This is a genomic window from Ectopseudomonas toyotomiensis, from assembly GCF_017167985.1.
Taxonomy (GTDB): domain Bacteria; phylum Pseudomonadota; class Gammaproteobacteria; order Pseudomonadales; family Pseudomonadaceae; genus Aquipseudomonas; species Aquipseudomonas toyotomiensis.
This window is the reverse complement of sequence record NZ_CP070505.1, coordinates 1912688-1932441: the sequence shown is the minus strand read 5'-3', so window position 1 is coordinate 1932441 and position 19754 is coordinate 1912688. Positions and strand designations below refer to the sequence as shown.

The 19754-nt window shown below is 64.8% G+C and carries 15 protein-coding genes; 9 read left to right on the top strand and 6 right to left on the bottom strand.

What is annotated here, in order from left to right; genetic code table 11:
- Positions 1-1128 precede the first annotated feature (1128 nt).
- Both dut and coaBC read right to left on the bottom strand, forming a co-directional pair.
- Positions 1129-1584, bottom strand: a complete 456-nt coding sequence (dut, locus tag JWV26_RS08890) for a dUTP diphosphatase (protein ID WP_017676057.1) — start codon at positions 1582-1584, stop codon at positions 1129-1131.
- A 2-nt stretch (positions 1585-1586) separates the two neighbouring features.
- Positions 1587-2795, bottom strand: a complete 1209-nt coding sequence (gene coaBC / locus JWV26_RS08885; protein ID WP_072426179.1) for a bifunctional phosphopantothenoylcysteine decarboxylase/phosphopantothenate--cysteine ligase CoaBC — start codon at positions 2793-2795, stop codon at positions 1587-1589.
- Positions 2796-2935: 140 nt separating this feature from the next.
- On the opposite strand from coaBC, the gene radC reads away from it, so the two are divergent.
- Complete coding sequence (radC, locus tag JWV26_RS08880; RefSeq protein WP_017676055.1) at positions 2936-3610, top strand: RadC family protein; 675 nt, start codon at positions 2936-2938, stop codon at positions 3608-3610.
- A 44-nt stretch (positions 3611-3654) separates the two neighbouring features.
- On the opposite strand, the gene JWV26_RS08875 is transcribed toward radC, so the two are convergent.
- A complete protein-coding gene (locus JWV26_RS08875) occupies positions 3655-5232 on the bottom strand; it encodes an ABC transporter substrate-binding protein (protein WP_206418856.1) in 1578 nt (525 codons plus the stop codon).
- A 344-nt stretch (positions 5233-5576) separates the two neighbouring features.
- On the opposite strand from JWV26_RS08875, the gene rpmB reads away from it, so the two are divergent.
- The 3 genes from rpmB to JWV26_RS08860 all read left to right on the top strand — a co-directional run bounded on the left by rpmB (position 5577) and on the right by JWV26_RS08860 (position 7478).
- On the top strand, positions 5577-5813 hold the full coding sequence (gene rpmB, locus JWV26_RS08870; protein ID WP_003242523.1) for a 50S ribosomal protein L28: 237 nt from the start codon (positions 5577-5579) through the stop codon (positions 5811-5813).
- A gap of 10 nt (positions 5814-5823) precedes the next feature.
- Positions 5824-5979, top strand: a complete 156-nt coding sequence (rpmG, locus tag JWV26_RS08865; protein ID WP_003464575.1) for a 50S ribosomal protein L33 — start codon at positions 5824-5826, stop codon at positions 5977-5979.
- Positions 5980-6263: 284 nt separating this feature from the next.
- Positions 6264-7478, top strand: a complete 1215-nt coding sequence (locus JWV26_RS08860; RefSeq protein WP_206418855.1) for an HDOD domain-containing protein — start codon at positions 6264-6266, stop codon at positions 7476-7478.
- On the opposite strand, the gene JWV26_RS08855 is transcribed toward JWV26_RS08860, so the two are convergent.
- Positions 7466-10345: an EAL domain-containing protein gene (locus JWV26_RS08855; RefSeq protein WP_206418854.1), complete on the bottom strand. Its 2880-nt coding sequence runs from the start codon at positions 10343-10345 to the stop codon at positions 7466-7468. The genes JWV26_RS08860 and JWV26_RS08855 overlap by 13 nt on opposite strands.
- Before the next feature lie 172 nt (positions 10346-10517).
- Complete coding sequence (locus JWV26_RS08850) at positions 10518-11576, bottom strand: fatty acid desaturase (RefSeq protein ID WP_206418853.1); 1059 nt, start codon at positions 11574-11576, stop codon at positions 10518-10520.
- 103 nt (positions 11577-11679) lie between these two features.
- Between JWV26_RS08850 and JWV26_RS08845 the strand changes: the two genes are divergently transcribed.
- The 5 genes from JWV26_RS08845 (at position 11680) to JWV26_RS08825 (ending at position 19050) form a co-directional block, all read left to right on the top strand.
- Positions 11680-12693: an AraC family transcriptional regulator gene (locus JWV26_RS08845; RefSeq protein WP_206418852.1), complete on the top strand. Its 1014-nt coding sequence runs from the start codon at positions 11680-11682 to the stop codon at positions 12691-12693.
- Positions 12690-13766, top strand: coding sequence for an FAD-dependent oxidoreductase (locus tag JWV26_RS08840; protein WP_072426185.1), 1077 nt, complete (start codon positions 12690-12692; stop codon positions 13764-13766). Before JWV26_RS08845 ends, JWV26_RS08840 begins: the two co-directional genes overlap by 4 nt.
- Before the next feature lie 411 nt (positions 13767-14177).
- Positions 14178-15749: a methyl-accepting chemotaxis protein gene (locus JWV26_RS08835; RefSeq protein ID WP_206418851.1), complete on the top strand. Its 1572-nt coding sequence runs from the start codon at positions 14178-14180 to the stop codon at positions 15747-15749.
- A gap of 455 nt (positions 15750-16204) precedes the next feature.
- Positions 16205-17587: a glutamine synthetase family protein gene (locus JWV26_RS08830; protein WP_206418850.1), complete on the top strand. Its 1383-nt coding sequence runs from the start codon at positions 16205-16207 to the stop codon at positions 17585-17587.
- A 149-nt stretch (positions 17588-17736) separates the two neighbouring features.
- A complete protein-coding gene (locus JWV26_RS08825; protein ID WP_072426188.1) occupies positions 17737-19050 on the top strand; it encodes an NAD(P)/FAD-dependent oxidoreductase in 1314 nt (437 codons plus the stop codon).
- 107 nt (positions 19051-19157) lie between these two features.
- Here JWV26_RS08825 and JWV26_RS08820 read toward each other — a convergent pair whose 3' ends face one another.
- Positions 19158-19583: a GNAT family N-acetyltransferase gene (locus tag JWV26_RS08820; protein ID WP_072426189.1), complete on the bottom strand. Its 426-nt coding sequence runs from the start codon at positions 19581-19583 to the stop codon at positions 19158-19160.
- Between the last annotated feature and the right edge of the window lie 171 nt (positions 19584-19754).

The window sequence follows — 19754 nt, the reverse complement described above, 5'->3', positions numbered from 1 at the left end:
CTGCCGGCTGAGCGGCAGGTGCCGCGGCTGTTCCTTTAACGGGGGTACTGCTGCCTTCAGCGCTACTGCGGCGCGGCAATCGTGCCAGGCTCTGGGCCAGCGCATCGAGCACCGGCAGGCTGAGGCTGAAGGCTTTGACGTTCTTACCGGCGGAGAGTTCTTTGAGCATTTGCCCGAGTTGCTGGGCGTCGAGATTGACGCGCCGCTGCAGCGCGCCCTGCACCAGAACCATGCCGATCAGGGCACCGCCCAGTGCAAGCAGGAACGCGAGACCGAGCATCGCTGGAGAAATGCTGCCTTGAGCCAGGCCGGGGCCGGGGGTGAAGCTGATCTTCCAGTACGGATTGCCGGTGGCGAAGGTCTGCGCGGCGGCTGCGTCGCCTGCCTGGCCGCGCTGTAGCAGCACCTGCGCTGGTGTGTTGGCGAACTGCTGCACCAGCTGCACCTGCCCATACTCGGGCGGGAGCGCCGGCATAGCTGCGAGTAGCCGCTGCAGGTCGAAGGCCAGCAGCAGCGTACCCTGGGCCGGCTGATTCTCACTCAGGCGCAGGGCCACGGCGCTATAGGCCAGCCAGCGCTCACCCACGCGATAGGCTTCGGTAGCGGGTTGCTGGCCGCTTTCAGTACGGCGCAGCATATCCAGGCCGGCGAAGTTCATCGGTGCGGCGCGAGAGGTGTTCTGTACCGCTTCGCCGCGGCGGTTGAGATGGGCATCGATGACGCCATCCCAGTAGCCCAGGCGCCGTTCGACTTCGCTGACCCGCAGGTTGTCGCCGCTTTGCAGTGCTTGCAATAACTCCGGGTTGCGCGCCGCGGCGAGGCTGTCGGCCTGCAATTGCTTGAGCGCCTGTTGCACGGCAGCGGCCTGGTTGCTGCCAATGGCCTGTACCAGCTCTGCCTGGCGTGCCTGGCTGCTGCTGTTGTCGGCAAACCACAGCAGCGCGGCGCCTGCGGCCCCGCCGATCACGGCGGCCAGCAGACCGGGTAGCAGGGGGCCCAGTGAGGGGTTCGCCGTCTTGCTCTTGGGCTTGCTCGGCACCAGGCTGGCAGCCGTGTCGGCTTCCTTGGCGGTACGCTTGAAGAGTTTCACGTAGGTGCTCCTCGGCGGGTCGTCCTGTGGGGTATGAATCAGTGGCTACCGGAGTGGCCGAAGCCGCCGGCGCCACGTTGGGTCTCGTCGAACTGCTCGACCAGCTCGAAGTGGGCCTGCACCACAGGCACCAGCACCAACTGCGCGATACGCTCGCCGATGGCGATGGTGAAAGGCGTCTGACCACGGTTCCAGCACGACACCATCAGTTCGCCCTGGTAGTCCGAGTCGATCAGGCCGACCAGGTTGCCGAGGACGATGCCGTGTTTGTGGCCCAGGCCCGAGCGCGGCAGGATCATCGCGGCCAGGCCAGGGTCGCCAATGTAGATCGACAGGCCGGTGGGGATCAGCACGGTCTGGCCTGGCTCGAGGACGATCTGCTCCTTGAGCATGGCGCGCAGGTCGAGGCCGGCGGAACCGGGTGTGGCGTATTGCGGCAGCGGGAATTCCTGGCCGAGGCGGGGATCGAGGATCTTGGCTTGCAGAGCGTGCATGGTCAGTTCTTGTTCAGTCGTTCGGCGATAAGGGTGATCAACTGGCGGGCGATCTTGCCCTTGCTGGTCTGGGCGAAACTGGTTTGCTGCAGTCCACGGTCGATCACGGTGATGGCGTTCTCTTCACTATTGAAGCCGATGCTGGGGTTGGCCACATCATTGGCGACGATCAGGTCGAGATTCTTGTCGCGCAGCTTGCGCGAGGCGTATTCGAGCAGGTTCTCGGTCTCGGCGGCGAAGCCCACGCTGAACGGGCGATCCTCGCGGCCGGCGATGGTGGCGAGGATATCCGGGTTGCGCACCATTTGCAGGAGCATCCCTTCGCCACTGCTGGGGTCTTTCTTCAATTTGTGCTGGGCTACCACTTCCGGGCGGTAGTCAGCCACCGCGGCGGCGGCGATCAGCACGTCGCAGGGCATCGCCGCTTCGCAAGCGGCAAGCATGTCGCGGGCGCTGACCACGTCGATGCGGCTGACCCGGTCCGGCGTCGGCAGATGCACCGGGCCGCTGACCAGGGTCACGCGCGCGCCGGCTTCGGCGGCGGCCTCGGCCAGGGCGAAGCCCATCTTGCCGGAGCTGTGGTTGGTGATGTAGCGCACCGGGTCGATGTTTTCCTGAGTCGGGCCAGCGGTGATCAGGATATGCAGGCCATCGAGCGCCTGGCGCTGGAAGCAGTCGGCGGCCAGCTGGGCCAGATCATTGGGTTCGAGCATGCGACCGAGGCCGACATCGCCACAGGCCTGGCTGCCGGATGCCGGGCCGAACAGGCGCATGCCGCGATTTTGCAGCAATTCGAGGTTGGCCTGGGTGGCTGCGTCGCGCCACATGGCCTGGTTCATCGCCGGAGCCAGAGCAATCGGCGCATCGGTAGCCAGGACCAGAGTGGTCAGCAGGTCGTTGGCCACGCCCTGGGCCAGTCGCGCGATCAGGTCGGCTGTGGCCGGGGCGATCAGGATCAGGTCGGCCCAGCGCGCCAGCTCGATATGGCCCATCGCCGCTTCGGCGGCCGGGTCGAGCAGGTCGAGATGCACGGGGTGGCCGGAGAGGGCCTGCAGGGTCAGCGGGGTGATGAACTCGCGTCCGCCCTGGGTCATTACCACGCGGACTTCGGCGCCTTGATCCTTGAGTCGGCGAACCAGTTCGGCGCTCTTGTAGGCAGCAATACCGCCCCCCACGCCGACGATGATGCGTTTGCGATACAGCCGCTGCATAGGCCTGCCTTTTATAAACCGGTGGATGTGCGCCACGTGACCAACGCCTCCCCAGGCCGGCCGCGTGTAAAAAGATGGGCTACGATAGCACAGCGTCCGCAGCGGAACAGCGGGCGCCTGGCTCGACATGGAGGTGCCCTATGAGCATTCGCGACTGGCCCGCGGCGGAGCGTCCGCGGGAAAAACTCCTGGCGCAAGGCGCTGCCGCGCTGACCGACGCCGAATTACTGGCAATCTTCCTGCGCACCGGCGTGGCCGGTTGCAGTGCGGTAGATCTGGCGCGCCGGCTGCTCGCCGAGTTCGGCAGCCTGCGTGCGCTGCTGGAGGCTGATCTGCCCGACTTCAGCCAGCACCTGGGCCTGGGCCCGGCCAAGTACGCACAGCTGCAGGCCGTGCTGGAGATGGCCAGACGGCATCTGGCCGAGCGGCTGCGCCGCGATTCGGCGCTGGAAAGCCCGCAGGCGGTGCGCGATTACCTCAAGGCGCAGCTGCGCCACGAACCGCATGAGGTGTTCGGCTGCCTGTTTCTCGATGCCAAGCACCGTGTGCTGGCCTTCGAGGTGCTGTTTCGCGGCAGCATCGACAGCGCCAGCGTCTATCCGCGGCAGGTGGTCAAGCGAGCGCTGGCCAACAATGCCGCCGCCGTCATCCTTACCCATAACCACCCATCAGGCGTGTCGGAACCCAGCCAGGCCGACCGCGTACTGACCCAGCGGCTCAAGGATGCTCTGGCGCTGGTCGAGGTGCGCGTGCTCGACCATTTCATCGTTGGCGATGGTGAACCGCTGTCGATGGCCGAGCTGGGCTGGATGTAGCTGGTTCGGGTGTAGGGTGGGCTTCAGCCCACCACGATGGCGCCTTATGGTGCGATCTGCACCGAGGCAAAATTCTGCCGACCGAACGGACTGACCTTATAACCCTCGACCTTGCTGCTGAGCAACGCGAAGGCGGTCGGGTGGGCCAGCGGCAGCCACAGCGCCTGCTCCTGAATGATCTGCTGCGCCTGGTGATAAAGGCGGCTGCGCTGATTCTGGTCGCTGCTGGCCTTGCCGTCCGCGATCAGCTTGTCCAGCGTTTCGTCGCAGTAGCGGGCGAAGTTCAGCCCTGACTGCACCGAGGCGCAGGCGAATTGCGGGGTGAGGAAGTTATCCGGGTCGCCGTTGTCGCCAGCCCAGCCCATGAACAGCAGGTCGTGCTCGCCGGCTTTGGCGCGGCGGATCAGCTCGCCCCATTCGATCACGCGAATTTCGGCGTCGATGCCCACCTTGGCCAGATCCGCCTGCAGCAGCTGCGCGCCGAGGCTGGGGTTGGGATTGAGCAGGCTGCCGCTGGGGCGGGTCCAGATGGTGGTCTTGAAACCCCCTGCCAGACCAGCCTCGGTCAGCAGGGCGCGGGCCTTGGCCGGATCATGCGCATAGCCGGGCAGTTCGCTGGCGTAGCTCCAGGTGTTCGGCGGGTACGGGCCATTGGCCGGCTCGGCGCTGCCCTCGAACACGGCCTTGACGTAGCTGGCCTTGTCGAAGGCCAGGTTGATCGCCTGGCGCACTTGCGGTTTGTCCAGTGGTGGATGCTGGCTGTTGATGCCGACGAAGGCGGTCATGAAGGCGGCGGTCTGTGCGCTTTTCAGCTTGGTGTCGCCGGCGATGGCCTGTACGTCCTGCGGTTTCGGCGACAGGGCGATCTGGCATTCGCCGCGGCGCAGCTTCTGCAGGCGCACGTTGCTGTCTGGGGTGATGGCGAAGATCACCCGGTCCACGCCCGGCTTGCCGGCGAAATACTCCGGGTTGGCGCGGTAGCGCACGGCGGCATCCTTCTGGAAACGCTCGAAGACGAACGGGCCGCTGCCGATGGGCGCGCTGTTGAGCTTCTGCGGGTTGCCGGCAGCCATCAGCTGGTCGGCGTATTCGGCGGAATAGATCGAGGCGAAGCCCATGCTCAGGGTGGCGAGGAAGGTCGCATCACGGCGGTTCAGGGTGATGCGTACGCTATGCGCATCCGGCGCCTCGATCTTGGCGATCAGGCTTGGCCACTGCATCGACTGGGCGTGTGGGTAACCACTGGCGGCAACCTTGTGCCAGGGGTGCTGCTCGTCGAGCATGCGCTGGAAACTGAAGAGCACGTCCTGGGCATCGAGAGTGCGGCTGGGCGTGAAGTCGGCGCTGTGGTGAAATTGCACGTCGTCGCGCAGGGTGAAGTCGTAGACCAGGCCATCGGCGGAGATCGACCAGTTGCGCGCCAGGCTCGGCAGCAGTTTGCCCTGCTCGGCGTCGAACTCCACCAGGCGGTTCATCAGCATGTCGGCCGAGGCATTGGTGGTGGTCAGCGAGTTGTACTGCACCACGTCGAAACCCTCCGGGCTGGCTTCGGTGCACACGCTGAGGGTGGCGGCCTGGGCCAGGATCGGGGTGCACAGTAGAGCAGCGAGCAACAGGCGCATGGTGAAGTCCTCATTCCTGGCGTGAACGGCAAGCTTGCAACCCTAGTCGATTTGCCATGCACTGAATACCCGACCGAGGCGACGAGCGGTCAAATCTTGATCAGGCCCCAACGGGCCGGCCCCCGGCGGGTCTGCTGGCTCGGGGTTGGGTTTTATCCTGCGGTTTTCCTTGTTGCCCTCAGGGCTTTCTGGTATAAAGCAGCGCTCTTTTCTAGGGGCCCGGTTCTTGCGCTATCCAGTGCGCCCGGTAAGACCCTCGAGAAACGCGGCGCCGAGCGCCAAGACATTGAGTTTAAGCGGCCAACCCATGCCGGGTTGGGCATGTGGTTTTAGAGGGCTGAGGCATGTCGAGAGTCTGTCAAGTTACCGGTAAGGGTCCGGTAACCGGGAACAACATTTCCCACGCAAACAACAAAACCCGTCGTCGTTTCCTGCCGAACCTGCAGCACCATCGCTTCTGGGTCGAGTCCGAGAAGCGCTTCGTGCGTCTGCGCGTATCTGCCAAAGGCATGCGCGTCATCGACAAGCGTGGCATCGACGTAGTGCTGGCTGAGCTGCGCGCTCGCGGCGAAAAGGTTTAAGGAGAGAGTCATGCGTGAACTGATCCGTTTGGTGTCCAGCGCCGGTACCGGCCATTTCTACACCACCGACAAGAACAAGCGCACCACCCCCGACAAGATCGAAATCAAGAAATTCGATCCGGTCGTACGCAAGCACGTGATGTACAAGGAAGCCAAGATCAAGTAATTGATCGGCTGCCTGGCAAAGAAGCCCGCCCTAATCGGCGGGCTTTTTTTTGCCCGTGTTTTCCCCTCGGACTCGCGCCTGCGCAGCTCATTTGCACGGGTCGGTTGGCGCGGCTATTGGTCGCGCATTTTTTTGCGCAACTCGCTCACCTGCGACTTACGTCACACAACACCTCGGTTTAGACTGCGCCGTTGCCGTGGAACTGACTCATCCATCAGCTTTTTGGTGGATGTGGGTACATGGGGTTCGGGCATCCTCCGTTCGTCATTCGCCCAGAGGCTCGCATGACCGCTTCAGCTCATTGTGTGGAAGTCCTGATTGCCGAGGCGGATCCCTGGACGTCCAACCTGTTGCAGCAACTGGTGCTCGACGTGTGTGGCGATGCCCGTGTGCTGCAGGTCAGCGATGGTCAGGCGGCTCTGGCGCGCTGCAAGCGGCGCTTGCCCGATCTGGTGATCGCCGATGGCGAGCTGCCGGGGCTCGACGGCCTGGAGCTGCTGCGCCAGTTGCGCCGTCACCCGCGTACACCGGCGCTGCCGTTCGTGCTCATCAGCGGTCGCCTGGATGCCAGCAGCGTGCGCGCCGCGCGGCCGCTGGCGCCCAGTGCCTATCTGGCCAAGCCCTTCAATGCCGAGAGTCTGCGTCAGCGTCTGCGCACATTGTTGCCCGCGCCTGCGGCCGCGGTGGCGGTGCGTCAGCCGCTGTTGCTCAGTGAGCTGCGTGACTATCTCGATACGGTGCGCGAAGAGGGGCAGGGCGCGCCGCTGCTCAGCGATGTACGTAATGCCGTGACTCAGGGGCTGCAGGCCGGCGAGCAGGACCTGGGCGAGCTGGAGGCGGTGTTCGGTAGCGATCCGCAGATCACCGCGCTGCTGATTGCCGCCGCCAGTACCGCTGCGCAGCATCAGGGCGTGCCTTGTCATACTCTGACGCAGGCGCTGCATCGCCTGGGTGTGGCGCGTACGCTGAATCTGGTGCTGGGCCTGGCCCTGCAGCGCAATGCCCAGTTGCGCGACCCGCGTCTGGCCGAGCTGGCCACGCGAGCCTGGCAGCAGGCGCGGCGCAGCGCCGAGCTGGCGCGCTGGCTGGCGCTCGAGCTGAAGCTGGACGCCGAGCTCTGCTATACCGCCGGGTTGCTGCACAATCTGGGTGAACTGGCCCTGCTGCGCAGCCTGCAGGACTGGCAGGAAGCGGGTGGTGAACTGAGCAATGAGCAGATCGACGATGCGATGCTGCGCCGCTCGGCGAGCTTCGGTTCGGCCCTGCGTATCCGCTGGCGATTGCCGTTCGGCCTGCGAGAGCTGATCGCAGCGCTCTATGGCCTGGGCAGCGGCGTGTTCTCGCGTGAGGCGCTGGTGCTCAACCTCACCGGTCTGTTGCTGGCCCTGCCGAACAACGAGCTGCCAGCCAGCCTGGTCGAAGCGCGCTGCGTGCGCATGTTGCGCCTGGACCCGGCGCTGCTCGAGCGCGTACCGGTGGCGCTCTATCAGGCTTCCTGAGTGTCGTGGCGACGCGCGTCGTCGGCCAGTTGCCGCAAGGGCTGCGGGCGGCCAACGAAGTAGCCCTGGGCATAGTCGATGCCCAGGCGGCGCAGGCAGTCCAGGCTGGCCTGGGTCTCGACGAATTCGGCGACGGTGAGCAGGCCCAGTTGCCCGGCGATCTGGCGCATCGAGCCGACCATGGCCTGGTTGATCGGGTCGTTCTCGATGCCGCTGATAAAGCTGCCGTCGATCTTGAGGATGTCCAGCGGCAGGTGACGCAGATAAGCGTAGGAGGCGAAGCCGCTGCCGAAATCATCCAGGGCGACTTTCAGTCCCTTGCTGCGCAACTCCTCGATCCACTGGGCGGAGACACCCAGCTCGCCCAGCGCGACCATTTCCGTCACTTCGATGCAGAATTTCCCGGGCGGCAGGTCGTGGCGCTGCAGTTCGTCCTGCAGCAAGCGGTGGAAATCGCAATCGAGCAGGGAGCTGGCGCTGAGGTTGACGTTGACCTGAGCCAGTTGTGCCAGGTGCCTTGGGTTGGCCGCCAGCCAGGCACACAGGTGCTGGACGACCCAGCGGTCGATGGCGCCGAGAAAGTCATAACGCGCCGCTGCATCGAGAAATTGCGCCGGGCTGATCCACTCGCCACTCTGCGGATCGCGGTAGCGCAGCAGGACTTCGTAGTGCAGGCCGGCAGTGGCACTCTGCAGCGCTTGTACCGGTTGGTAGAACAGCTCGAAATGACCGCGTTCGCAGGCTTCACGCAGGCGGGTGATCCACTGCAACTGGCGTTGATGTTCGAGCAGCGCGCCATCTTCCGGGTTGAACTGACACACGCGGTTGCGGCCCTGGTGCTTGGCTAACTGGCTGGCGCTGCTGGCCCAGGTCAGTGCGGTCTCCCAGTCGCGCACGCCAGAGCCGAGGGCGAGCAGGCCGATGCTGGTGTGGAGACGGAAGGGGCGCCCCTGCCAGGTGAAGACGAACTGTTCGACCGCCCGGCGCAAGGCCTCGGCCTGCTTGAGGGCGGCCTCGTCATCGACTTCGCGCAGCAGCACGGCGAACTCGTCACCGCCGACGCGGGCCAGCTCGGCATGGCGCGGCAACTGGTGCGCGAGCTGGGTTGCCAGTTGCCTGAGCAACTGGTCACCGGCGGAGTGGCCACAGAGGTCGTTGACCTGCTTGAAGCGGTCCAGGCTCAGGTGCAGCAGATGGCTGAAGCGGCGCTTGGTGTTGCCGCCCAGGGTTTCCGAGAGCAGCCTTTCCAGTTCGCGGCGGTTGAGCAGACCGGTCAGCGCGTCATGCGCGGCCAGCTGTTGCAGGCGCTCCTCGAGCGCGCGGCGTTCGCTGAGATCGACCACTATGCCTTCGATGCGGTCTCGCTGAGGGCGCAGATGCAACGACAGGTAGACCCACAGTGGACGCTGTTTCAGGTCGTACAACTGGCATTCGCAGGCGACCGTGCCGGCCTCGGTGTCGAGTTGCTGCAGCAGCTCGCGCCACTGGGTTTCACCGAGCAGTCGCTGTAGCGGCAATCCGACCAACTGCACGGCCGGTGTATCGCTGCCGAGCAGGCGTGCCAGGCTTGGGTTGGCTTCCAGCAGCCTGCCGTCGTGGTCACAGCGGAAGATACCCTCGCCGCTGTGGCGAAACAGCGCCTGGTACTGCTCCAGGTTGTCGATGGCCTGCGCCTGGCTGCTCAGCAGCACGCGGCGCACACGCTCCAGCTGCTTGTCGAGCAGGGCGCCGAACAGCAGCATGCTCAGTGCCGGCAGGTAGGCGTAAAGCGCATAGAAACCGGCGGGCAGCGGAATCAGTCCGGCGCGGCTCAGCGGCACCAGCAACATCAGCACCAGTGCGGCGCTCCAGCACAGCATGTATCCGGGGGCGTAGGGGCGGCGCTGGTAGACACCGAGGATCATCAGCAGCAACTGATACAGCCCGGTGGCCAGCGTCAGCAGGTTGAGGGTCTGGTAGGCGTGGGGATGGTCGACGAAGACGCCGCCGATGCTGACCAGCAGGGTGGCCGCGAACAGGGTATCGCGCAGCCAGCGCAGACGTCCAAGTTTCAGGCCCAGGGCGCTGGCGATGAACAGCGAGCTGAAGATCATCATCCCGGCGGTGGGTAGATTGATCAGCAATTTGGGCAGCAGGGTCCACTGCGGCCAGAGCAGGCCGGCAATGTTGTACAGGCTGGTGTTATACAGCGCCACGCACAACGAGGTGAGGCTGAAGTAGGCCAGTTGCGCTTCGCGCAGGGTGCTGAACTTGACCAGATAGAACAGTGCCAGGGCGAGTAGGGCGCCGATCAGCAGGCCGCTCTGTAGCCAGCTGTAGGCGATCAGTTGTTGGCCCTGTTCGGCGCCGACCACCTGCAGCGGCAGGTTGATCGCCGAATGACTCTGCACGCGCAGCAGCAGGCTGTGCGGGCCATCGTCCAGGCGTGGCAGGTTGAGCAGAAACTGTGGATAGGGCTCGCCACGTTCGGCGAATGGACGTTTTGCGCCGCTGTACAGTGGGCCGAGCGACTGCTCGCCATCGAACAGCCAGACCTCCAGATCATCGAGGAAGGTCTGGCCGATGATCAGTTGCAGGCGTTCGGCTGGCGGTGTCTGCAATTGCACGGCGAGCCACCAGGCGCTGCGTGTATAGCCGATGCGGGCGGTCCCCTGAACCTGGCGGCCCTCTTGCGTGATGCGCTGCAGTACCTCGCTGGCGCTCAGTTGGCCGCTCGGATCTTCCAACAGCAGGCTGTGCTCGATGCTCACCGGCGCGGCCAGATCGGCAGCGCTGAGCTTGAGTAACGGCAGCGCACTGGCCGCCCAGGCCGGCACGACGCAGGCCAGGCAAAGCAGCAATATCAGTGAGCGAAGCGGTCGAAGCATCCTGGGCGCCTCATGGCAACTACGAGGGCGCCGAAGTCCGATGGACGCTGTCGGGTCTGAGGAGCGGTCGGGCGCAGGGCAATTCTAGCCGACTACTGGCGCGATGATTGCGCTGCGAGTCTCATCCGTCGGGTCGCGCGACGACGAATGGCTGCGGCCCCTTCAGCCATGCTCAGGCAGTCTGCGCGCGCTCCTCGCCCGTCTTATGACGGCGCGTCCAACGATTTGCCCGGGCGAAGGTACCGAAGTCGTTGAAGCGAACGCCCATCTCGCGCATCACCCGGTGGGCGAAAGGCACGGTCAGTTGGCGGATATAGAACGGCTCCTTGACCACGAAATGGTGGATCGCATGACTGCTGCCGAAGTTGAAGCAGAACGCCTGCAGCGGCCACAGCCACCAGGGGTTGAGCACCTGGGTCTGCTGGATCACGTTGCCTGGTTCGACATCACCGTAGTAGTGCATGTTGGAGCTGACGAAGTGCAGACAGAAGGTACGCAGCACGTTGGGCCCGACCAGCACCACCACGGCGACGTTCACCACCTCCATCACGTTCAGGGTGCCGGCCGACCAGGCGATCGGAGCACCGAGCGCAGCACTGGCCCAATCCAGCAGATGGAAACCGAGGAACAGGTACCAGGTCGCCCAGTTGAGCAGCCCCAGCGGCGCGTAGACCTTCAGCGTGCGGGTAAGGATCAGCCGGCGGTGTTCTGGGTTCTTCGCCCGCAGCCAGCGAATCAACGAACTCATCATGTTGTCGCCGACCATCAGCAGGCGCGCGATGCCCCAGGGCTCGCCGTTGGTGATGGCGCGCTCTTCCATGTCGGCTTCGCTACCGGACACCTTGTGATGATTGAGATGCAGATGGCGGCGTACCCAGGGGTTGATGGTGCTCGGTCGTGCCAGCCAGACCAGCGCCAGCATCAGGTTGTGCGGCAGCGGCCACTTGCGGAAGTACATCGAGTGGATCAGGTCGTGCTCCAGCTCGTGAGTCAGCGAGGCGAAGAAGGCATTGAGCAGCAGGCACGCCCACCAGGCCAGGTAGCCGCCGATGTACAACACCGCCGAGCCGAGCATGCCGAGCAGTGCGAAAGCGAGAATACCGGCGCCGAGCGCGTCCTGATGTCGCAGGATCGGGTAGCGTTGGCGCAGGGCGTTGCCGTGGGCCATCACCTGTTCACGGATATAAGCGGCGCGTTGCTGGTCATTAAGGCTTGCGGGAGAGGGCGACATGCCGACATCCTCTTGTTATGGGGTTGTGACTTCACTGTGCCGTGACGGTCGTCAGAGCGCACGACCGTGCACGCCAACCTGCCTACCGGATACGCCAATCTGCATGACCGCCGAACCCACCACCCTGGCCAGCTGGACCCGCGCCCTGCGCAAGCAGCTCGATGCCCTCGGCCTGGACAGCGCTGCGCTGTGCCGTGAGGCGGGGCTCGACCCGGCAGTGTTCGACGACCCCAACGCGCGCTGCCCGCTGTCGGTTACCACGCGCCTGTGGCAGTTGGCGGTGGCCGCCAGTGGTGACCCGGCGCTGGGCCTGAAGACTTCGCAGTTCGTCAGCCCGACCACCTTCCATGCCCTGGGCTATGCGCTGATCGCCAGCAGCAGCCTGCGTGAGATGTTCGAGCGCATCGTGCGTTACCACCGGGTGGTCAGCGATGCGCTGCAGCTGGAGTTGCGCGAGCTGGAAGACGTCTACGAATTTCGTTTTCGCGTACCGCCAGGCAGCCCAGCGCCCGCGCCCGAGGCGCTGGACGCCTTTGCCGCGATCTACGTGCGCAGCTGTCGCAATCGCCTGAACCGGGAGTTCTCGCCGCTGCTGGTGCAATTGCAGCGCCCGCAGCCAACCGACCCGGCCCCCTGGCAGGCGGTATTTCGCGCACCACTGCAGTTCGATGCCGAGGAAAGCCTGCTGCGCTTTCCCCGCGCCGCGTTCGAACAACGGCTGGACGACGGCAATCCGGAGCTGGCCGAACACAACGAGACGGTGCTCAGACGCAGCCTGGAGCAACTTCAGGCAGCCAGTTGCAGCGAGCGGGTGCGCAGTTGCCTGGAGGCTCAACTGCCTGATGGCGAGCCCTCCGCCGAGCGTATCGCCCAGGCTCTGCACCTGAGCCTGCGCAGCCTGCAGCGCCACCTGGCCGAGGAGGGCACCAGCTACGAGGCGCTGCTCGGCGAGACGCGCCACGCCCTGGCGTTGCGGCATATGCGCGACCCGCGCTGTTCGATCAGCGAAATTGCCTATCTGCTCGGCTTCAGCGACAGCAGCAGCTTTGGCCGAGCCTTCAAACGCTGGACCGGCCAGACGCCGAGCCAATACCGCGACGGATTCAACAACGCATGACCCAGTACGATCTGATTCTGGCCGGGGCCGGCCATGCCCACCTTGGCGTGTTGCGCCGCTGGGCGCTGGTGGAGCGTCCGCCAGGCCGCATCGGCTTGCTCAGCCCTGGCCCGGAAGCCTGGTACGCCGGCATGCTACCGGGGCTGATCAGCGGCCGTTTCAGCCCGGCAGACTGCCGTGTGGAGTTGCAGCCGCTATGCCGAGCGGCCAAGGTCGAGCTGATCGAGGGCGAGATCGCGTCGCTCGATGCCGATGCCCGCATCATGCAACTTGCGGATGGCCGTAGCCTGCAGAGTGAGTGGCTGTCGCTCAACGTCGGTGCCGGCATGGCCATTCCACCGCAGCAGGGCGATGGCATGCAGGTGCTGGCTGCCAGGCCCATCGAACGGATGCTCGAAGGCTGGCAGCAATGGCAGGCCGAGCCACGGCGCATGGCGATTCTCGGTGGTGGGGCCGGTGGTGTGGAACTGGCCCTGGCGCTGGCCGGCAAGGTACCGGCGCTGGCGCTGTTCTGCGGCGGAACCCTGCTCGACGGACTGGGGCCGGGGCTGCGGCTGCGCGCACTGGGGCATCTGCGTCAGCGCGGCGTGCAGGTGCGTGAGCATTGCCCGATCGGCCGTATCGAGGATGACTGGCTGCTCAGTGGTGACGAACCGGTATGGCGCGGACGGCGCCTGCTGCTGGCCAGCGGTGCACGGCCCTGGCCGTGGCTGACGGCGAGCCAACTGGCCAGCGACGCAGCCGGATTCATCGCCATTCGTCCGACCCTGCAGTGCGAGTCCCATGCGCAGATCTTCGCTGTCGGCGACAGCGCCAGCCTCGACGGCATGCGCCGCAGCGGGCGTTTCGCAGTGCGTCAGGCGCCGGTACTCAGCGCCAATCTGCAGGCCGCGCTGCAGGGGCGCCCGCTGCGCCAGTATCGGGCGCAATGGCAGAGCCTGGCCTTGCTCGCCACTGGCGATGGCGGGGCGCTGCTCGGTTGGCACGACTGGAGCGCGGGCGGGCAGTTGTACGGGCATTGCAAGGACTGGCTGGACCGGCGCTTCGTCAAACGCCATCGCATGGTGGGGTAGCAGGCCTGAAAACCTCGGCTACGGCTGCACGGATGCCGGAGGCCAAAGCCGAGGTGGTTTTTCAACAGCCTGCTAATGCCACTGAGTTAAGTGTCGATACAGCGAGTGTGTAGGCGCTGCGCCCCGGTGCGGATTTTCTGCCAAAGGCAGCTATGGAAGCCTTGTTGAACCTGATTTGGCACTGCCTAAGTTCATGGCAGGTTGCTACCAAAGTTTTATGGTGCTGGCGCTTCCAAGCTGCTCGAATCCCGGTCATGGTGCCCGGCCTGCATACGCTTATTTTTCGTCGGGCCTGTCGTACACGTAGCCTGCTGCCCAGGTTGCGTGGGATATTCAAGGAGAGAACCCGCCGTGACCCCGTCCGCCTACAGCGCCTCGCCGCGCACCAGAACAAGAACTCTGAGGTCGGTCATGCAAGCTGCCTTTGTCCGTTCACCTGTTGCCTGTCTCCTTCACGCCCTGGGGCTGGCTGCATTGATGCTGGTCTACCAGCAGGTGCAGCTACCGCCCTATGTCAGCGTGCTGTCCTTCCTGCTGCTGGCGTTGTGGCCCTGGCTCGGCCCTTGGCAACGCCGCGACGAGCCGGCGCAGGCCGTCCAGCAAAGAGCGACTGGTGACTTCGTCGAGCTCAGCCGCGGGCTGTCGCGACACACCTGCCACAACGCGCTGTCCGCAGCCAAGGTGGCCCATGCGGTCAAGCACCTGGCCGGTCGCCTGCAATCGCAGCTGACGGCGGTGCAACAGGTCAGCCAGGCCGCCGAGGCCATCACCCACACCGAGCAGGACAGCGCCGCCCGTGCCGAGCAGACCCTGGCCGCGGCCCGCCATGTGCGTGATGCCAGCGCCAACGGTCAGGCCGAACTCAATCAGGCCATCGAACGCATGCAGCAACTCAGCGCCCAGACCCTGGCCAGCCGTGAGTTGATCGATGGTCTGGGCAGTCGTACCGAACAGATCGAGCAGGTCACCCAGGTGATCCAGTCCATCGCCAGCCAGACCAACCTGCTGGCGCTCAACGCGGCCATCGAGGCGGCGCGTGCCGGTGAGATGGGCCGCGGTTTTGCCGTGGTCGCCGACGAGGTGCGCAACCTTGCCGCGCGCACCGCCAGCGCCACCGAGGAAGTCAGCCAGATGGTCGCCGATATCCGCCAGCAGAGCACGGCGGTGGTTACCCATATCCAGCGCCAGAGCGTCGAGCTGGAGCAGGCGGCGCAGCAGATCGAGACGGCCGGCAGCCGCTTGCACGGTATCGCTGACCAGGCCGAGGAGGTCGAGCAGCAGGTGGCGCAGATCAGCGCCGGCACGGCGGACAACCACCAGCGCCTCGCCAGCCTCTCGGCTGCCGCCCTGCAATTGCAGGACGACGTGCAAGGCAGCGAAGGGCAGACGCGGCAATTGGCTGATGCTGCCGAGCAACTGGTCGGCCAGGCCGAGACCGTCAGTGAGCAGCTCGCCGAAGTGGGTCTGGATGATTACCACCAGCGTGCCTATGACCTGGCCCGTGAAGGCGCCGCTGCCATCGCAGCGCAGTTCGAGCAGGATCTGCAGGCCGGGCGCATCGGCCTCGACGACCTGTTCGACCGTCGCTACCAACCAATCGCCGGCACCCAGCCGCAGAAGTACCGCACCCGCTTCGATCAGTACGCCGACCAGGTGCTGCCGGCGTTGCAAGAGCCCTTGCTCAAGCGCCATGAAGGGCTGGTGTTCGCCATTTCCACCACCCCGGAAGGCTACGTGCCGACCCATAACGCCGCGTTCAATCACCCGCCCAGCGGTGACCCGGCGATAGATGCGACGAAGAGCCGTGGCAAGCGCCTGTTCAACGACCGCACCGGCATCCGCTGCGGTAGCCACAGGCAGGCACTGCTGCTACAGACCTACATGCGCGATACCGGCGAGCTGATGCACGACCTGTCGGTGCCGATCATGGTGCAGGGCAAGCATTGGGGCGGTTTGCGTCTGGGCTATCGGCCGGAGCCTTGAGTTGTTTGCGTTCTGGCTGAGCGCCGCTTGAAAGCTGGTGCGCATCGCGCACCCTACGATCTGGCCTGAGCCATGGCTAAGCGTGAGCGGTGGATTGTTTAGTGGGTGCACAACCAAGCGTATGAAAAACCCGATTTAACGCACCTCAAACCCTGTGCGACGCTGCCAAGCCATGATCTCCCTGGCCTGCCAAGTCCATGTTCTGCTATACCGCGCTCCCGCGCGGCGGCGCTTGTTGGAGCGGCTCAACCCGCTGCTGACGATCATTCTCGCCTTCTGGGCGCTGTGGCATTGCCGCCACGCCCGCCCGCCGGACGCCGTCCCCGCCCGCTGAATACCGATGGCTGCGCCATGCCCGCAGCCGCTGCTATCACCTTGTCTGCCTGTGCAACCTGTTCAAGAATCGAACGGGCCGTGCGGACACCGAGCGCCCAACTGGCGCAAGCGAGCGCAACATGACGACTTTCGCCCCCGTGCAGGAAGCTCAGGACTTCCTGGCGAACAATCCCGATATCGAGCTGATCGAGCTGTTCATTCTCGATGCCAATGGCGTGCCGCGCGGCAAGTTGCTGCACCGCGAAGAACTGCTGGCGTTGTACCAGAGTGGCCGGCCGCTGCCGAGCACCATGCTCGGCCTGTCCATCCAGGGCGAGGATGTCGAGGACTCCGGCCTGGTCTGGGAGGTGGGCGATATCGATTGCCGCGCCTATCCGCTGCCCGGCAGCCTGGTGCGCCTGCCCTGGCGGCAGATGCCCACCGCTGCCGTGCAGGTGTCGATGCACCCCACCGAAGGCCTGCCGGCCACACCGGCCGATCCGCGCCAGTTGCTGATCCGGGTGATCGAGCAGCTCGAAGCCGAGGGCTATTACCCGGTGATGGCCTGCGAGCTGGAGTTCTACCTGCTCGACCAGAAGCCTGATGCCGAGGGTCGCCCGCAGCCGGCACTGGATGCCGACGGTGGCCGCCCGCGGCAGACCCAGGTCTACGGTCTGCGCGAGCTGGAGCAGATCGAACCCTTCCTGCGCGACCTCTATGCCGCCTGCAAGGCACAGGGCATTCCCGCGCGCACGGCGATTTCCGAATATGCCCCCGGCCAGGTGGAGATCACCCTGGAACATGGCCCGGTACTGGCGGCGATGGATCAGGCGGTGCGCTACAAGCGGCTGGTCAAGGGCGTGGCGCACCGTCACGGGATGCAGGCCTGTTTCATGGCCAAACCGTTCGACCACCTGGCCGGCACCGGCATGCATATGCACGTCAGTCTGGCCGATGCGCAGGGCAACAACCTGTTCGCCAGCGAGCTTTCTGATATCAGGCAGGGTGCCGGCACACCGCTGCTGCGCCAGGCGGTCGGCGGCATGCTCGCCAGCCTGCTCGACTCGCTGCTGCTGTTCTGCCCCAACGCCAACTCCTACCGACGTTTCCAGGCCAACAGTTACGCGCCGCTGGCGCCGACCTGGGGCGTGGACAACCGCACTGTGAGCCTGCGCGTGCCCGGTGGCCCGGCCCCCACTCGGCATGTGGAACACCGCATTTGCGGTGCTGATGCCAACCCCTATCTGGCGGCGGCGGCGATTCTCGCCGGGATTCACCGTGGCATTGCTGATCGCCTCGATCCTGGCGCACCGGTGGAAGGCAATGGCTATGCCCAAGCCAAGACCTTGTTGCCGACCGAGTGGCTGGCTTCGATCCAGGCGCTGGAGCGCTCCGACTGGGCGCGCGACGCCTTTGGCGCGGACTTTCTCAAGGTCTTTCTCGCGGTCAAGCGTGCCGAGTATCGCCAGTTCATGGGCGAGGTTGGCGAGCAAGATTGGCGCTGGTACCTGAGCAACGCCTGACTGAACAGCATCGCGGCTAAAGCGGAGTGCCGCCCAGCCGTTCCTACGAAGTGTGCACCCCATGTAGGAGCGGCTTTAGCCGCGAATTCTCCGGATTTACTGGTGCGCACGGCGCACCCTACGGCGGAAACCGCCACAAGGATTTTGCAATGAACACAATCAAGCAACCCGTCAAACCCGCCGCCGAGCGCGCGCCTTCCTACTACTCGGCCTCGCTCAATTTCGAGACCGACTACCCGACGCTGCAGGGCAGCGTCACCGTCGACGTGGCCATCATCGGCGGCGGTTTCACCGGCATCGCCACCGCCGTGGAGCTGGCCGAGCGCGGCCTCAAGGTCGCCGTGGTGGAAACCAACAAGGTCGGCTGGGGTGCCAGCGGGCGCAACGGTGGCCAGGTCACCGGCAGCCTGTCCGGCGACGAGGCCATGCGCAAGCAGATGCGCAACACGCTGGGCGATGAAGTGGATGACTTCATCTGGCACCTGCGCTGGCGCGGCCACGAGATCATCAAGAACCGTGTGGCCAAATACGGCATCGACTGCGATCTCAAGCACGGCCATCTGCATACCGCGATGAAAGCCAGCCATATGGACGAGCTCAAGGCGACTTATGACGAGGCATTGCGCCGTGGCATGGGCGACGATGTCACCCTGCTCGATGCGGCCGGTGTACGTGCCCAGCTAAGCAGCGATCTGTATTGCGGTGCCCTGAAGAACACCCGCAACATGCACCTGCATCCACTCAACCTGTGCATCGGTGAGGCCAAGGCCGCCGAGAGCCTGGGCGCGCTGATCTTCGAACATTCCGAGGTGCTGGATATCGTCCAAGGCCCGCGTCCGGCAGTAGTCACCACGGGCGGGCGCATCGAGGCCAAGCAGGTGCTGCTGGCCGGCGACGTCTATCACAAGCTCGAACGGCGCAAGCTCAAGGGCCTGATCTTTCCGGCCATGGGCGGCATCGTCACCACCGCGCCGCTGGGCGACCTGGCGAAGGAAATCAACCCGCAGGACCTGGCGGTGTACGACTGCCGCTTCGTGCTCGACTACTACCGCCTGACCGCCGATGGCCGCCTGCTGTTCGGCGGTGGTTGCAACTATTCCGGGCGTGATTCGCGCGATATCGCCGGCGAGCTGCGCCCGTGCATCGAGAGCACCTTCCCGCAGCTCAAGGGCGTACAGATCGACTACCAGTGGAGCTGCGCAATGGGCATCGTGATGAACCGCATCCCGCAGCTGGGCAAGCTCTCGTCCAATGTCTGGTACTGCCAGGGCTACTCCGGTCATGGCATCGCCACCACCCACATCATGGGCGAGATCATGGCCAAGGCGATCACTGGCGATCTGGAGCAATACGACACCTTTGCCGCCTGCAAGCACATCAAGGTGCCGCTGGGCGACCAGCTCGGCAACCCGATGCTGGCGGCGGGCATGTGGTACTACCAGATGCTGGAAAAGCTGCGCTGAAGCGCAGGGGATGACCTGGGTGGTAGCGATTGGCGGCAGTCGTGCTCCGTTCAGGTCATCGACGTAGAGATGATTGGAGTCATTTCTAAAGCGGCCTGACTCTTACATCAGGTATCTGCAGGCCTCGGGCGTTTGTAAGCCATACCAACAGAGCGCGGCGCGGTATGAACGAAGCCAAACTGCGCGTACAGGTCTTGTGCTGGCCCATCCGCAATAAGGCTCACGTAGCCGCTTTCCGGCACATGGGTTTCGATGAACCGCAGGATTTCGCCCATGATGCGCTTGCCGAGGCCCTTGCCCTGATGTTCCCTGAGAACGGCGATGTCCACTACTTGAAAGAAACAGCCTCCGTCACCGATCACGCGGCCCATTCCCACGGGTTGGGCGCCATGCAGGATTTGCACGGCAAAGAGGCTGTTAGGTAAGCCCCGTACGGCGGCCTCATCGGTCTTTGCGCTAAGGCCAGAGCCAACTCGAAGCGCTTGATAGACCTGAGCGGATGGCGTTTCTAACAGGCAAGAGTAAATGCTCAATGGAATCTCCGAATCAGAAGAATTCTTGTGGTGCCAGTTTGAACCCAATTAGAGAGTGCAGGAGGTTCATGGAGCAAATCGGATCACTCCAGTAACGCCTGCTTTTTTCACTCCGACAGACTATCGCCAACTCGCCGGCCATCTGCCTCGGGCGCTTGGCCTGGTGCTATT

What these genes read in the sequence shown, in the direction of transcription:
- JWV26_RS08830 (WP_206418850.1), top strand. Translation starts at nt 16,205, where the DNA reads ATGACGACTTTCGCCCCCGTGCAGGAAGCTCAGGACTTCCTGGCGAAC.
- JWV26_RS08825 (WP_072426188.1), top strand. Translation starts at nt 17,737, where the DNA reads ATGAACACAATCAAGCAACCCGTCAAACCCGCCGCCGAGCGCGCGCCT.
- JWV26_RS08860 (WP_206418855.1), top strand. Translation starts at nt 6,264, where the DNA reads ATGACCGCTTCAGCTCATTGTGTGGAAGTCCTGATTGCCGAGGCGGAT.
- JWV26_RS08845 (WP_206418852.1), top strand. Translation starts at nt 11,680, where the DNA reads ATGACCGCCGAACCCACCACCCTGGCCAGCTGGACCCGCGCCCTGCGC.
- JWV26_RS08875 (WP_206418856.1), bottom strand. Translation starts at nt 5,232, where the DNA reads ATGCGCCTGTTGCTCGCTGCTCTACTGTGCACCCCGATCCTGGCCCAG.
- radC (WP_017676055.1), top strand. Translation starts at nt 2,936, where the DNA reads ATGAGCATTCGCGACTGGCCCGCGGCGGAGCGTCCGCGGGAAAAACTC.
- JWV26_RS08850 (WP_206418853.1), bottom strand. Translation starts at nt 11,576, where the DNA reads ATGTCGCCCTCTCCCGCAAGCCTTAATGACCAGCAACGCGCCGCTTAT.
- coaBC (WP_072426179.1), bottom strand. Translation starts at nt 2,795, where the DNA reads ATGCAGCGGCTGTATCGCAAACGCATCATCGTCGGCGTGGGGGGCGGT.
- JWV26_RS08855 (WP_206418854.1), bottom strand. Translation starts at nt 10,345, where the DNA reads ATGCTTCGACCGCTTCGCTCACTGATATTGCTGCTTTGCCTGGCCTGC.
- JWV26_RS08840 (WP_072426185.1), top strand. Translation starts at nt 12,690, where the DNA reads ATGACCCAGTACGATCTGATTCTGGCCGGGGCCGGCCATGCCCACCTT.
- JWV26_RS08835 (WP_206418851.1), top strand. Translation starts at nt 14,178, where the DNA reads ATGCAAGCTGCCTTTGTCCGTTCACCTGTTGCCTGTCTCCTTCACGCC.
- dut (WP_017676057.1), bottom strand. Translation starts at nt 1,584, where the DNA reads ATGCACGCTCTGCAAGCCAAGATCCTCGATCCCCGCCTCGGCCAGGAA.
- rpmB (WP_003242523.1), top strand. Translation starts at nt 5,577, where the DNA reads ATGTCGAGAGTCTGTCAAGTTACCGGTAAGGGTCCGGTAACCGGGAAC.
- rpmG (WP_003464575.1), top strand. Translation starts at nt 5,824, where the DNA reads ATGCGTGAACTGATCCGTTTGGTGTCCAGCGCCGGTACCGGCCATTTC.